The sequence below is a fragment of the Streptomyces sp. RB17 genome, from assembly GCF_009604455.1.
Taxonomy (GTDB): domain Bacteria; phylum Actinomycetota; class Actinomycetes; order Streptomycetales; family Streptomycetaceae; genus Streptomyces.
In genome coordinates this window covers 177,506-191,384 of sequence record NZ_WEGL01000007.1, presented here as the reverse complement: position 1 = coordinate 191,384, position 13,879 = coordinate 177,506, and the positions used below count along the sequence as shown (strand labels likewise).

General features: G+C 68.3%; 9 protein-coding genes and 3 pseudogenes. 9 read left to right on the top strand and 3 right to left on the bottom strand.

Going from position 1 to position 13,879, the window contains the following annotated elements; translation table 11 throughout:
* The first annotated feature begins 31 nt into the window (after positions 1 to 31).
* The 6 genes and pseudogenes from SRB17_RS29350 to SRB17_RS29325 all read left to right on the top strand — a co-directional run bounded on the left by SRB17_RS29350 (position 32) and on the right by SRB17_RS29325 (position 8,070).
* Positions 32 to 634, top strand: a complete 603-nt coding sequence (locus tag SRB17_RS29350) for a TetR/AcrR family transcriptional regulator (protein ID WP_153543183.1) — start codon at positions 32 to 34, stop codon at positions 632 to 634.
* A gap of 121 nt (positions 635 to 755) precedes the next feature.
* Positions 756 to 2,981 (top strand): MMPL family transporter, encoded by a 2,226-nt coding sequence (locus SRB17_RS29345; protein WP_323376401.1) that lies wholly within the window; start codon positions 756 to 758, stop codon positions 2,979 to 2,981.
* A gap of 166 nt (positions 2,982 to 3,147) precedes the next feature.
* Positions 3,148 to 3,663, top strand: a complete 516-nt coding sequence (locus SRB17_RS29340) for a YbaK/EbsC family protein (protein WP_153543181.1) — start codon at positions 3,148 to 3,150, stop codon at positions 3,661 to 3,663.
* Positions 3,660 to 4,543: pseudogene (locus tag SRB17_RS29335) on the top strand (EamA family transporter). Before SRB17_RS29340 ends, SRB17_RS29335 begins: the two are co-directional and overlap by 4 nt.
* Positions 4,544 to 4,802: 259 nt before the next feature.
* A complete protein-coding gene (locus SRB17_RS29330) occupies positions 4,803 to 6,797 on the top strand; it encodes a GtrA family protein (protein ID WP_153543180.1) in 1,995 nt (664 codons plus the stop codon).
* A gap of 283 nt (positions 6,798 to 7,080) precedes the next feature.
* The gene (locus tag SRB17_RS29325) at positions 7,081 to 8,070 is read left to right on the top strand and encodes a glycosyltransferase family 2 protein (RefSeq protein WP_153543179.1); all 990 of its coding nucleotides are present in this window, start codon (positions 7,081 to 7,083) and stop codon (positions 8,068 to 8,070) included.
* Positions 8,071 to 8,539: 469 nt separating this feature from the next.
* Here SRB17_RS29325 and SRB17_RS29320 read toward each other — a convergent pair whose 3' ends face one another.
* The gene (locus SRB17_RS29320; protein WP_153543178.1) at positions 8,540 to 9,100 is read right to left on the bottom strand and encodes a hypothetical protein; all 561 of its coding nucleotides are present in this window, start codon (positions 9,098 to 9,100) and stop codon (positions 8,540 to 8,542) included.
* 99 nt (positions 9,101 to 9,199) lie between these two features.
* Positions 9,200 to 10,017, bottom strand: a pseudogene (locus SRB17_RS29315) (IS5 family transposase).
* A 92-nt stretch (positions 10,018 to 10,109) separates the two neighbouring features.
* Here SRB17_RS29315 and SRB17_RS29310 point away from each other — a divergent pair.
* Positions 10,110 to 10,721: a hypothetical protein gene (locus SRB17_RS29310; protein WP_153543177.1), complete on the top strand. Its 612-nt coding sequence runs from the start codon at positions 10,110 to 10,112 to the stop codon at positions 10,719 to 10,721.
* A 623-nt stretch (positions 10,722 to 11,344) separates the two neighbouring features.
* Here SRB17_RS29310 and SRB17_RS29305 read toward each other — a convergent pair.
* Positions 11,345 to 12,763 (bottom strand): recombinase family protein, encoded by a 1,419-nt coding sequence (locus SRB17_RS29305; RefSeq protein WP_228396350.1) that lies wholly within the window; start codon positions 12,761 to 12,763, stop codon positions 11,345 to 11,347.
* 25 nt (positions 12,764 to 12,788) lie between these two features.
* On the opposite strand from SRB17_RS29305, the pseudogene SRB17_RS29300 reads away from it, so the two are divergent.
* Positions 12,789 to 12,911 (top strand): annotated as a pseudogene (locus SRB17_RS29300) (EamA family transporter); the annotation flags it as partial.
* Between the two features lie 57 nt (positions 12,912 to 12,968).
* Positions 12,969 to 13,862 carry an NAD(P)-dependent oxidoreductase gene (locus SRB17_RS29295; protein ID WP_153543176.1) on the top strand — a complete coding sequence of 298 codons (894 nt, stop codon included), beginning with the start codon at positions 12,969 to 12,971 and terminating at the stop codon, positions 13,860 to 13,862.
* Positions 13,863 to 13,879 lie beyond the last annotated feature (17 nt).

The window sequence follows — 13,879 nt, the reverse complement described above, 5'->3', positions numbered from 1 at the left end:
CAGGAGGCTCCGGAGTGGGAAGGCGAGTGGCATGACCGAGGTCGCAACGGCACGTCGCAGCCGGATCACGCCCGAGCGCGAGGCCCAGTTGTACGAGGCCGTGCTCGACCTGCTCCGAGAGGTCGGCTACGACGCGCTCACCATGGACGCCGTCGCCGCCCGCACCCGGTCCAGCAAGGCCACGCTCTACCGCCAGTGGGGCGGCAAGGCCGAGCTGGTGGCGAAGGCGGTGCGGCACAGCAAGCCGGGCGGCTCGGCCGACGACGTCGACACCGGGTCGCTCAGAGGCGATCTGCACGGCCTCACCCTGCGCTCGGACGACTGCGAGATGGAACAGAACTCCGCGCTGATGCGGGGTCTGGCGATGGCCGTACACGGCAATCCCGACCTCCTGCGGGCGTTCAGGGACCATCTCGTCGAGCCGGAGATGGCGGAGTTGCGTCGCGTGGTGCAGCGGGCGATCGACCGGGGCGAGGTCCGTGCGGACAACCCGGCGATCGACTACGTGATGCACATGATGATCGGCGGGTTCGCCGCCCGCTCGCTCATCGACGAGCAGCCACCGACGCAGGCCTTCCTCCTGTCGTACATCGACGCCGTGGTCCTCCCCGCCCTCGGCGCCCCCACCACCTGATCACCACCTGATCACCTTCCGATCCCCGAGCAAGCCCACCACCTGACGTCACCGCTCACGTCGTCGGGCTGATCACCCCTGCCCTGATGAACCCCACGACCTGACCGGGAGTACGCCAGAAGTGGCCACGTTTCTGTACAAACTCGGCCGTCTCGCCTTCCGGCGACGGCACTTCGTCGCCCTGATATGGGTCGCGCTGCTCACCCTTGCCGGGGTGGGCGCCGCGACCGCGCCGCCTGCCGGCAGCACGTCCTTCTCCATCCCCGGCACCGAGGCCCAGAAGGCCTTCGACCTGCTGGAACAGCGCTTCCCCGGGATGAGCGCCGACGGCGCCACCGCGCGCGTGGTCTTCAAGGCGCCGAGCGGCGAGAGGATGACCGACCACGCCAACAAGGCGGCCGTCGAGAAGACCGTCAAGGAGCTGGGCAGCGGCTCCGAGGTCGCCTCCGTCGCCGACCCCTACACCGGGCACGCGGTCAGCAAGAACGGCACGATCGCCTACGCCTCGGTGAAGTACAAGGTCTCCGGCATGGAGCTGAAGGACTCCTCGAAGGACGCCCTGAAGGAGGCCGCGCAGGACGCGCGGGACGCCGGGCTGACCGTCGAGGTCGGCGGTGACGCGCTCGCCGCGACCCCGGAGACCGGCTCCAGCGAGGTCATCGGCATCGGGATCGCCGCCGTCGTCCTCGTCATCACCTTCGGCTCGCTGCTCGCGGCCGGATTCCCGCTGCTCACCGCCATCGTCGGCGTCGGCATCGGCGTCTCCACGATCACCGCGCTCGCCAGCGCCCTGGACCTCGGCTCCACGACCTCCACCCTGGCGTCGATGATCGGCCTGGCCGTCGGCATCGACTACGCGCTCTTCATCGTCTCCCGCTACCGCGCCGAACTGGCCGAGGGCCGCGAGCGCGAGGACGCGGCCGGACGCGCCGTCGGCACGGCGGGCTCGGCGGTGGTCTTCGCAGGCCTCACCGTCGTCATCGCCCTGGTCGGCCTGTCGGTCGTCAACATCCCGATGCTCACCAAGATGGGCATCGCGGCGGCGGGCACGGTGGCCATCGCCGTCCTGATCGCGCTGACCCTGATCCCGGCCCTGCTCGGCTACGCGGGCCGCAAGGTCAAGCCGGCGGGCGAGAAGAGCAAGCTGCTCGGCGGCGGCCGTACGCCGAAGAAGCCCGGCCGCCCCAACATGGGCTCCCGCTGGGCGAGCTTCGTCGTACGGCGCCCGGTCGCCGTCCTGCTGCTCGGCGTGCTCGGCCTCGGCGCGGCGGCCATCCCGGCCGCCTCCCTGGAACTGGGCCTGCCCGACGACGGCTCCCAGCCCACCTCCACCACCCAGCGCCGCGCCTACGACCTCCTCTCCGAGGGCTTCGGGCCGGGCTTCAACGGTCCCCTGATGGTCGTGGTCGACGCCAAGGACAGCGCGCACCCCGAGAAGGCGTTCACCGAGGTCGGCGACGAGATCAAGGGCCTGAAGGACGTCGTCACCGTCACCCCGGCCGTGCCCAACAAGGCCGGCGACACCGCGACGATCACCGTCGTACCGGGGTCCAAGCCGTCCTCGCAGACGACCGAGGACCTGGTGCACGCCATCCGCGACAAGGGCGCGGACATCGCCGCGAAGACCGACGCCAAGGTGCTGGTCACCGGCTCCACGGCGATGAACATCGACGTCTCGCAGAAGCTGAACGACGCGCTGCTGCCGTACCTGGCGCTGGTGGTCGGCCTGGCCTTCCTGCTCCTGATCGTGGTCTTCCGCTCGGTCCTGGTCCCGCTGAAGGCGGCCCTCGGCTTCCTGCTCAGTGTGATGGCGGCCCTCGGCGCGGTCGTCGCGGTCTTCCAGTGGGGCTGGCTGTCCGGCCTGATGAACGTCGAGCAGACCGGCCCGGTCATGTCGATGATGCCGATCTTCATGGTGGGTGTCGTCTTCGGCCTCGCGATGGACTACGAGGTCTTCCTCGTGACCCGGATGCGGGAGGCGTACGTCCACGGCGAGAAGCCCGCCCAGGCCGTCGTGACCGGGTTCAGGCACGGGGCGCGGGTCGTCACGGCCGCCGCCGTCATCATGATCGCCGTCTTCTCCGGCTTCATCGGCTCCACCGAGTCGATGGTCAAGATGATCGGCTTCGGCCTCGCGATCGCCGTCTTCTTCGACGCGTTCATCGTCCGCATGGCCATCGTCCCGGCGGTCCTCGCCCTGCTCGGCAAGCGGGCCTGGTGGCTGCCGAAGTGGCTCGACCGCGCGCTGCCCGATGTGGACGTCGAGGGTGAGGGCCTGCGCACGCAGTCCCCCGCGGCCGGCAAGGACGCCGACCCCGACGGGGAGCGGGAGCTGGTACGGGTCTGACGTACCGAGGCGATAGGGCCTGACGTACCGCTTCCGACAGCGGACCGGCCGGTGAGGGTGCCCGTGGGGACGGGGCTGCACCCTCACCGGCCTTCTGCTTCTCGTCTTCTGCCGCTCGCCGGAAAACCTCGTGAGCGGGTCTCTGGCGAGGGGGTAGCGTTCCGGCATGACGACGACAGCCGCCACTGACGCCGACGAGTCCGGAGCCCACCCCCGTTTCGCCGAGACCCTGCGCGCGCTCGGCCTCGACGACGTGCTCACACGGACCAGAAGGTTCCCGGAGGCCACCCGGACCGCCGCCGAGGCCGCCGCGGCCATCGGGTGCGAGCTCAGCCAGATCTGCAAGTCGCTGATCTTCGCCGCCGACGGGGTGCCGGTGCTGGTCCTCATGGACGGTGCCTCGCGCGTGGACGTGGAGCGGGTGCGGGCGGAACTGGGCGCCGGCAAGGTCACCCGGGCCGACGCCGGTGTCGTGCGCGAGACCACGGGCTACGCCATCGGCGGCGTGCCGCCCTTCGGGCACCGCACCCGCACGCGTGTCCTCGCCGACCGCTCGCTGCTCGCCCACGACACGGTGTGGGCGGCCGCCGGAACGCCGCACACGGTCTTCCCGATCGAGCCGAAGGCACTGGTGGACCATGCCGGTGCCGACCTGGTGGACGTACGCGAGCGGGGCGCGTGACGCCGCTGGTCGCGGCCGCCGTCCTGTTCGCCGCCGTGACCCACGCCGGCTGGAACGCCATCGCGCACCGGATCACCGACAAACTGGACTGGTCGGCTTCACCCTGATCTCCGGGGGCGGGGTGCTGATCGGGCTCGCGATCGTGCCGTTCGTGGCCGTCCCGGCGGGGCCCGCCTGGCCGTACCTGCTGACCTCGGCGGTCGTGCACATCGCCTACTTCGCCCTGCTGATGACCTCCTTCCGGCTCGGCGACTTCGGCCAGGCGTACCCGATCGCGCGCGGCAGCGCCCCGCTCGTGGTCACCGTGCCGGCCGCCGTGTTCGCCCACGAGGTGCCCGGCGGCTGGGCGCCGGCCGGGATCGCCGTGTCCTGTGTGGGGCTCATCGGCGTCAGCCTGTGGGGTCTGCGCGGCAGCCGGCCGAACTGGGCGGCGATCGGCGCGGCCCTCGCGACCGGGCTGACGATCGCGGGGTACACGGTGATCGACGGCCTGGGCGTGCGCGCCGCGCACTCGCCGCTCGGGTACATCGCCTGGCTCTTGGCCGTCGAAGGGCTCGTCATCCCGGCCTACATGTGCGCACGCGCGCGTGCCGACACCGTCCGGCTGCTCCGGCCGTACGCCGCCCTCGGCCTGATCGGCGCCGCCCTGTCCTTCGCCGCGTACGCCCTGGTCCTGTGGGCCCAGACCCGTGCCGAACTCGCCCCGATCGCCGCCTTGCGCGAGTCCTCGGTCAACCCTCGCTCATGCGTCAATAACTTCGCTGGTCAGGGCACCGGTGAAGCCATTTCGTACGCTGTAGCCCCGTCCGGCGTGGTGAAAGCGCGATTGGGTTCTACCGTTGCGCTGACGTCAGTTGGCGACGCTCTCAACCCAGCGTGAGCCACCGGAGGTTCAGACGGCTGGCGTCCAATGCTCCTCGCTGGTTTACCTTGCCCTGGCCGCTACCACTATCACTGTGTGTAGCTCATCCGACGCGCCTGCTACACCCACCGCTGGGACACCCAACCCGCCGGCCCGCGCATCCGAAAACCCAGCTCACTACCCACTGGCGGACGCTCCAAGCTCGACTACAAGTGTTCATATTTGAATCATGCACGATTTAAATGATGTTCTTAATTCAAACACATAACTTCCCGCCATGCTTCACTCGACGGTCTGGCGCCGACATATGCCCTCATGGGTACGGAACATCTGGCGAGAGGTCGTGGCCTTCGGTCTCGTCGGCGCCGTCGCGTTCGTGGTGGAGACGGCGAGCTTCAACTTCCTGATCTTCGGTTCGCCGGACCACGGCGGGCCGCTGGGCTCCACACCGGTCCTCGCCTCCGCGATCGCCACGCTCCTGGCCATGGTGGTCAGCTGGCTGGGCAATCGCTACTGGACCTATCGGGACCGCAAGGGAGCGGTCGACCGACGCGAGGTCGCCTGGTTCATCGCCGTCAACCTGGCCGGGCTGGCGGTCACCGCCTTCCCCGTCTACGTCGCGCACGAAGTGTTCGGACTGTCCTCCCCGTTGAGCGACAACGCGGCCCGCTTGGTGGGCTGGGCGGCGGCGACGCTGGTGCGGTTCGCCGCGTACCGCACCCTCGTTTTCACCGCACACCGAGAGGACTCCCTGGACATGCCCGCGACGACCGGCCGTTGGCGTGCGATCTCCCGTGCCACCCGGCCGGATGACCTGCTCTGGCCCTGCTTCCTGGCCGTGGTGGCCGCGATCTGCGGGTGGGCCGTCTCCGTCGCGTTCCACCCCGGCTTCCTCAGCCCGGACAGCCTTTCGCAGCTGGCGCAGGCACAGGGGAAGCAGCCGGTGACCGACTGGCACCCGCCAATCCTGGCTCTGTTCTGGCGCACGCTCATCGACATCACCGGCGCGCTGTCGGCGATGGCCGCGCTCCAGGCCGCCGTGCTGTGGGGCACCCTCTGGGTGCTCGCGGTCGTGCTGTGGCGTCGGACCGGCAGCCGCCCCTTGTCGCTGCTGATGCTCGGCTTCGGCCTCGCCCCGCATGTCCTTACCTTCACCGGGGTGGTGTGGAAGGACGTGCACATGGCATACACGCTGCTGGCCGCATGCGCGATCGCGCTCGTCGCGCGAGAGCTGCCGGAGGGACGGGAGCGGGCCCGTTGGGGATTGCTGGTCCTCGGCATGCTCTTCCTCACCTACGCGATGCTGGTGCGCAAGAACGGGCTCCCGGCCGTCGTACCGATCTTCCTGCTGCTGATGTTCGCGCTTTGGCCGCGTCCCGGGCGGCGCCGCTGGCTGGTCGCCGCGGGGTCACTGCTGGCGCTCGCCGCCGTCGGCAGCCTGGGGGTGTCCTGGGCCGCCCATCCGCTCGCGGTGCGCCAGTACGCGCAGATACCCCTTGACGACGTGGTCCACGTACTCACCCCTCAGCAGGTGCGCTCCGCCGCGACGAAGGCCGGGGCGACCCCGGAGTTCACCGGCGACCTGGTCGCGACCGCGCGGACCTGCCAACGCAGGGACATCGTCTGGGACGCCTACTTCGCCTGCTATCCGCACAAGCCAGGTGATCGGGCCGGCTTCGGGGCCGACCAGGCCGACGTCCTGCTCAAGATGTGGACGCAGCAGATGCCGCACCACGCGACCGGCTACGTCGAGTACCGCTCCCGTACCTTCGCCCGGCTGCTGTTCCAGGGCAATCTCCAGTACCTAGGCGGTGACTCCGCCGTCATGCCGAAGGACGTCCGGGTCAACAAGACACTGGACGCGGCCATGAAGTCGTATGTGATGGGCTTCGACCGCGACTTCCCCTGGCTGTTCCAGGGCTGGTTCTGGCTGGTGGTCTCGCTGGTGCTGGCACTGCGCCGCCGCTGGGCCGGCCCGTGGTCGCGGGAGCTGCGGCTGCTCGGCGTGAGCGGTGTCATCTACATCGCCACCTACCTGCCCACCGCCCCTTCGGCCAACTACCGCTACGTGTACTGGCCGGCGATCGCCGGCACCTTCGGGATACTGCTGGCGGTGAGCGGAGCGATCGTGGCGCGGCGCACGGCCCACGCCACCCAGGACACCGATTCCACCGCGGCGGTCGAGGCACTCGTGAACCGTCCATTCACGGCAGACCCGACCGCGCCGCACCCCGGCGGCTCCGGTCCTCGCCTGGACGTCACCACCGGCTGATCCCGGCGCCGGTCGCACCCGCGCCGGGTGGCTGCCGCAGCTCTCCGGCACGTCCCGCCAGGGGCCTGGCGGCGCGGAACCGCCACATCACCGCGTTGAAGTGACCGCGCAGGTCGGGGATCGGCCGAACGCCCCCACCGGCAGTTGCGGCTCGATCAACTCCCGCTCGCATCTGTCAGATCACCACGCGTCACGCGACCGGTCCACCGCACCCAGCACCACCCTGCAGCGGGGAAGGCCGATCTCGTGATCTCAACTCAGAACACCCCTAGAGGATCACGGAATGAACCCTACAATCGCGTGCGTCGTGCCCTGCTACAACGAAGAGGCTGCCATAGGCAAGGTCGTGCGCGATCTGCGTGCCTCGCTGCCCGAGGCGGTCATCTACGTCTACGACAACGCTTCGACGGACAACACCGTCGCCGAGGCCCTGGCGGCGGGCGCGATCGTGCGCCAAGAGCCGCGCAAGGGCAAGGGCAACGTGATTCGACGGGCGTTCGCCGACGTCGAGGCCGACGCACTGCTGATCATCGACGGCGACGACACCTATGACGCCTCCCGTGCCCGTGAGATGGTCGACCTGCTCTTCGAAGGCCCCTACGACCAGGTGGTCGGCGCCCGTCGAGAGGTCGAGGAGAGCGCCTACCGGCCCGGGCACGCGGTCGGCAACAAGATGCTCACGGGCGCCGTGCGGACGCTGTTCGGCAACGACGTGAGTGACATGCTCAGCGGTTATCGCGTGTTCTCGCGGCGTTACATAAAGTCCTTCCCGGCACTGTCGCGCGAGTTCGAGACAGAGACCGAGATGACGGTGCACGCCCTCAGCCTGCGGCTGCCGACCACCGAGATGGAGATCGACTTCAAGGATCGGCCCGCCGGAAGCGTGAGCAAGCTGCGCACGTACCGCGACGGTTGGCGCATTCTGAAGCTCATCCTGAGCCTGGCCCGGCGCCAGCGCCCCTCGCAGTTCCATGCAGTGATCGCCGCTCTGTTGACGATCATCTCGCTCGCTCTGGGCCTGCCGGTGGTCATCGACTTCGTGCAGACCGGCATCGTCTTGCGGCTTCCGACCGCCCTACTGGCCGCCGCCATCATGATCATCGCGGTGCTCGTTCTGCTGGTCGGCTACATACTCGAGTCCTTCATGCACATGCGCCAGGAGCAGGCACGCCTCACCCACCTGCGTTATCTCGCACCGTCCCGCGGCGTCGACTTCGTGCCGGCGGAGTTGGGCAGCGCGCCGCAGGAGTCCGGGCCGGAGGCCGTTGCCTGAGAGATCCTCCCCGAGCCCGGGTACACGCACGCTTCCGCGACGCTGCGTGAGTCCTGAGTCAAGCCTGGCTCATGCAGTATCTCGCCGGTCAGCGGGGACGCCTACATCTTGGAAGACCGACTATTATGGCGGAAATGCTGTGAGTTGGGCTTGTCGCTCGATGACGTGACGCCCAGTCAAACCACGCTGCCGGGAGCAATCCGACGACTGCTCTTGTCGGCAGCCTCTGGACGGCCCCCTGGGAGAGCAAACCAGGGCTCACCACCACAAACAGGTACCCAGATATTGCAGTAGTACCTGAGTTTCAGCGTCGGATGGGACTCAGTTCGATCACTTGTGTACGTGGTCGGACTGAGTGTGCCCGCGCACGAGGTTCGGCCTCTATCAACCGCTAACAATATGAGGTTGATTGGGCTGGCATTGCCTTTGGACCGGTCGGCGCTCGAGGACCCCCGCCCGCTCACTTGTCCTAGAGCTCCTGCTCGGGTGGCGTGATCCCAAGGTCGGCACGCATGACGCGGCGTAATTCCCACAGGGCGTCCCAGAGCCTTCTCATGTCCTCCTGGGCTGCCTCCACGCCCTCCCCCTCCTCGGCGAGGCCTCTGTCGAGCCTCTTCAGTAGGCCGTACAGATCACCGAAGCCGCGGTTCACCGTGCTGGCTGCTGCCATCACACCATCGGGCAACATCATTTGGGCCTCGGCATGACACAGACGGTGGTCCCGACGCGCTCTATCCAGATCGGACCGCAGTTCGTATGTCACCTCGCCCGCCTTCAGCGCGTGCCAGAAGCTCGCCATCACGGTGATGTAGTCGCGGGTACCAGCGTTGAGAGCGGCGTAACACGTTCTCCGCGCTTCAAGCTGAGCCTGGCGAGCGGCGTACTCGCGTTCCTCGGCCTTGAGTTGCCTGGCGTGTTCCATCTCGCGGACCTTGGCACGGTCAGCAGTGCGCTGCGTGAGCAGGGCTGACGCGAGCGTGCCCCCGATGCCCAGAACTGCTACTGCGATCTCGCTGATTGAACTACTCATGCCGCCCCCGGCTCGGATCAGCTCACAGAGACTGTACCGGGCGGCCGTGGTCTGCTCCCAGGCATGCGTCGACGCGCAATCCCGGTCCTCCTCGGCAGATCAATTCATTGGGTTTCCCTGATGGAGTGAGAGCTTCTTCAGCCGGCGCCAGCAGATGATGCCGTCAGGCCAGGCTGAGGAACGCTTCGTGGATGTCGTCGCGGATCTCCCAGCGGATGTGTAACCGGCGGAACCAGTGCAGCAGCGCGAAGCTCTGCTCGACCACCCACCGGTGCACGCCCAGTCCCGACCCGTGTTCGACACCGCGGCGGGCGATGATCGGGGTGATCCCGACAGCCCGGAGCTGCTTGCGGTACTTGTCGTGATCGTAGCCACGGTCGGCGTAGACCGCGTCCGGTCGCCGACGGGGCCGTCCGCGTCGGCCGCGCACCCGCGGGACGGCCTCGATCAGCGGCATGAGCTGGGTGACGTCGTTGCGGTTTCCGCCGGTCAGCGATATTGCCAGCGGGATGCCGTTCGCTTCGGTGATCAGATGGTGCTTGGCGCCTGTTCGGGCACGGTCGACCGGGCTCGGTCCGGTTTTGGGCCGCCTTTCATGGCCCGGACGTGGGAGCCGTCGATCACCGCCCTCGACCGGTCCAGCGCGCCGGCGGCGTTCAGTTCGACCAGGAGCGACTCATGCAGACGCTGCCAGACTCCCGCGTCGTTCCAGTCGCGCAGGCGCCGCCAACAGGTCATGCGGAACCGAAGCCCAGCTCCTGCGGCAGGAATTCCCACGGAATGCCGGTGTGCAGCACGAACAGGATGCCCGACAGGACCTTCCGGTCGTCCAGGCGCTTGCGCCCCGGGTGATCCGGTCGGCGTGGCACGCCCGGCAGTAACGGCTCGATCCACGCCCACAGCTCATCCGACACGATCCACGGGCGGCTGCTGGCCCCTCCTCATGCACCGGTCAACTGCACAGCAGGCACCAACATTCCAAGGTTTCAAAACCGCGCAGAGCACTCCCATGCTCACCTCCGCCAGGCACTGCGATGGCGGCAACGGTCAGTGGAAGACGTACGTCGGTGGTGACCTTGTAGGCGTCAGCGACCCGCTCCGCAGCGACGTCAATGATGACGTGGTTGCCATCAGCCTCTACTCGAAGCAGGCCGGCGGGTTTCTGTATGACGGTGCGGCCAACCGGACAGACGGATACTCCAAAGCCGTGACCGGGTGGGGGCACAACAATGTGGGCGACTACGTGTGCACCGACGGTGCCAACGGCGGCGTCCACTGCAATGTCCAGATCGCCAAGACGGATATCAGCGTCACCGGAGCCGACGGCAATCTGCGTCCCATCACCGATCTCGCCTTTGCGACCCAGTACACCCCGGACGGCGTCGCTGCGGTCAACGGCGACAGCGGCGGGCCGGTCTTCGCCGGCGTGAACAACTACACGGCAGACGAGGCACGGGGCACGATCACCGCGCTGGACACGACCGTCACATGCCCGTCCAGCCTCAACCAAGACACTGTCCTCGACGGCCACGTCCGAAGGCCATGGTGCCTCAAGGGCGCGTACTACGTGCCGATCTACCAGACCCTGTCCGACATGGGCTGGACCCTCATCACCAACTGACCGGTCCGGCAGAAGTTGTGGGCTGATGTCGATGGGTGTCAGCCCACCCCCGGTTCTCTTCCAGCGGAAAACCTGACAGGCTCCCCGCGCCGCCGACGACCATGGAGTGTGCGCGTGAATCCGAAACGCATCCGCCGTGTCCTGGCCGCCTGTGTGGTGGTAGCGGGCCTGACTACTGCACTGACCCTATGGCTCACCCGGGACACAGACACCCAGGGGGCCGCAGTGCTGGGCGAAGTGCTTCTCAGTGCGGACGGCCGGACCATTACCACCGCTGTCAGGTGGACCCCATGCCAGGAGGTCAAGCCCAGCCTGGTGGCCCGTGAGTCAAGCAACTCCGTCACCTTGGTCTTGCACGAGGGCACGGCCGATCTGCGTCACCAGTGCGCCAGCACGCCCCAGCAGATCAGCGCCACCCTGCGCTCCCCCCTCGCGTCACGGAAGCTCACGGACGAAGTCACGGGATGGACCATCACGCCATTCCATGCGACACAGCTCGCAACCGCCCACTACGTCCCTCAGGGCTACAAGCCGACGGACAACGTCTACCCGGACGACGCGAACCAACGTCCTGTCTTTCCCTTCGAGCGGAGCGCGACGCAAGGCCCCGCCTGGACGCGCTTCTACAGCACTACCTCGGGGCAGCCCTCTCTGAGCATCACCCAGACCAGGGGCACGGGTCCGCACAGCGCAGCCCAGGGCAAGGACGTCTCCATCAACGGCCACTCCGGCCACCTGGATGACAAGACCCCCGACAACCGCACGGTGGCCTGGTCCGACGGTACGTACACCTTCGTCATAAACACAGCGAGCCCCCGCGTCACCGATGCACAGCTCCTCGAAATTGCCAGCCACCTGACCTGACGCTGCTCCCCAGGAGGGCTACCACACCACCGGCGCCAGGCATCTGGCTTCGTACGAGAGCGCCCGAACGAGTCCTCATCCAGAGCGTTCGGCTTGATGTCGACCCGGTCCGTGTCGAACCCCCTGCCCTTCCTCGTCGGCGGCCGGACGACCACGGCGGCGAACAGGAACCGATAGATCGCGTTCATGCGCTCATAGTTCTCCTCCTTCTCCAGCCTCTCCCAGTTCGCTTCGGCGTCCGGCCCGGCGATCCACTCCAGGACGGCGGCAGGCCGCTTGATCGTCTTCCGCTGACGCTCCTTGATCCGCTTGAGTACGACGGCGCGCATGGCGTGGAACTCCGCGGTCGTAAAGTCGTCATCCGTGAGCCACAGCTGTTTCAACTCCTCCAGCTTCGCGCGGTCCTTTTCGTCCGCCATCACATCGGCCTCGGGGCGCGTGGTCGACGGGGGCTCGTAGTCGGAAGTGTCCAACCTCGTGAGGGCGCGGACGTTTTCCGGCTGCCACGTCTTGCCCTTGGACGTCAGCACTCCCCGGGTGGCCAAGTCCTGGGCAATGCCCTGGGGCGACTCGCCGTCCAGGTACCGCCGGAAGACCTCGCGGACGGTCTCCGCCTCATGCTCGATGATCGCCTGACCGTTGCTGGTGTAGCCGTAGGGGCGGTTGCCCACGTGTGGCCTGCCCTCGCGGGCCTTGTCCTTGAGGGCGTCCTTCAGCCGACGTGACGTGTCGTCGGAAGAGCGGCACGCGTGGGCCACCTCGATACGAAGGATGAACCGGTCATCTGGGTCCGACAGGTCGCGTCGGTTCGCCTCGCCGTGCAGCAGAATCCGCTTGTCGTCGGCGATCGAGAGCAGCTCCTCAAGATCCTTGGGCTGCCTCATGAGGCGGTCGGGGTGGTAGACGATGACGTGCCGGATCGCTCCTTCCCCCATCGCCTTCAGCATTTCTTGCCAACCCGGCCGCTTGCGGTTGCGCTGCCATGCCGACCGGTTGTTGTCCACGTAGACGTGGGCCGGCTCGACACGGAGCTGAAGACGTTCGGCGATGTCCCGGCAGATGCGTTCCTGCCGGTCGACTCCGGTCTGATCCTCGTCCTTGGCATGCGAGATGCGACAGTAGATCGCTGCGGGATCGCCCGGCGTGACGGTGGCCTTGGCTAACGTCAATCGGCTCATGGAAACGCTGTATGAGCGGGGTATGACATCGATCATCGTCGGGGCCGCCATCGGCGCGCTCTGCTTCAAGGAGCGCTTCGGACCGCCGAGGATCGCGGCGGCCGGGCTGCTGGTGGTGGGCATCGGGTTGATGATGCACGCCGGGTAGTGGGGTAGTCCGACAGAGAGAACCGCTGGGCAGCAACCGGACGACAGGGAGCCGTCAATGACCGACAAGCCGACCGTCAGCGTTCTGGGTACCGGCATCATGGGGGCCGCGATGGCCCGGAACCTGTGCCGCGCCGGGCTGGAGGTCCGTGCGTGGAACCGTACGCGCGAGAAGGCCGAGCCGCTCGCCGCCGACGGCGCACGGATCGCCGGCACCCCCGCGGAGGCCGTCGAGGGCGCCGACGTCGTCCTGACGATGCTGTACGACGGCAACACCGTCCTCGGCGTCATGCGCGAGGCCGCCGCGGCACTGCGGCCCGGCACGGTGTGGGCGCAATGCACCACTGCCGGGACCGAGCTGGTCACCGACCTGGCCGCCTTCGCCGACGAGCACGGACTCGTCTTCTACGACGCACCCGTCCTCGGTACCAGGCAGCCCGCCGAGGCCGGTCGGCTGACCGTGCTGGCCGCCGGGCCGGAGGAGGGACGGCAGACCGTCGCGCCCGTCTTCGACGCGATCGGCGCGAAGACCACGTGGACCGGGTCCGACGGCGGCGCGGGCAGCGCCAGCAGGCTGAAGCTGGTCGCCAACAGCTGGGTGCTCGCGGCCACCGCGGCGGCCGGTGAGGTCCTCGCCCTCGCCCGGGCCCTCGGCGTCGATCCGCAGGGGTTCTTCGACCTCATCGAGGGCGGTCCGCTCGACATGGGGTACCTGCGGGCCAAGGCCGCGCTGGTGCTCGACGGCAAGCTCACCCCGCCGTCGTTCGCGGTGGCCACTGCCGAGAAGGACGCCCGGCTCATCGTCGAGGCGGCCGAGCGGGGCGGGGTACGGCTGGACGTCGCCGCCGCGGCCGCGGAACGGTTCGCCCGCGCCGCCGCCCAGGGGCACGCGGACGAGGACATGGCCGCCGCGTACTTCGCCAGCTTCGACGAGTCCGGCCGGAACGGGTGACCGCCTCCGCCGAGGTG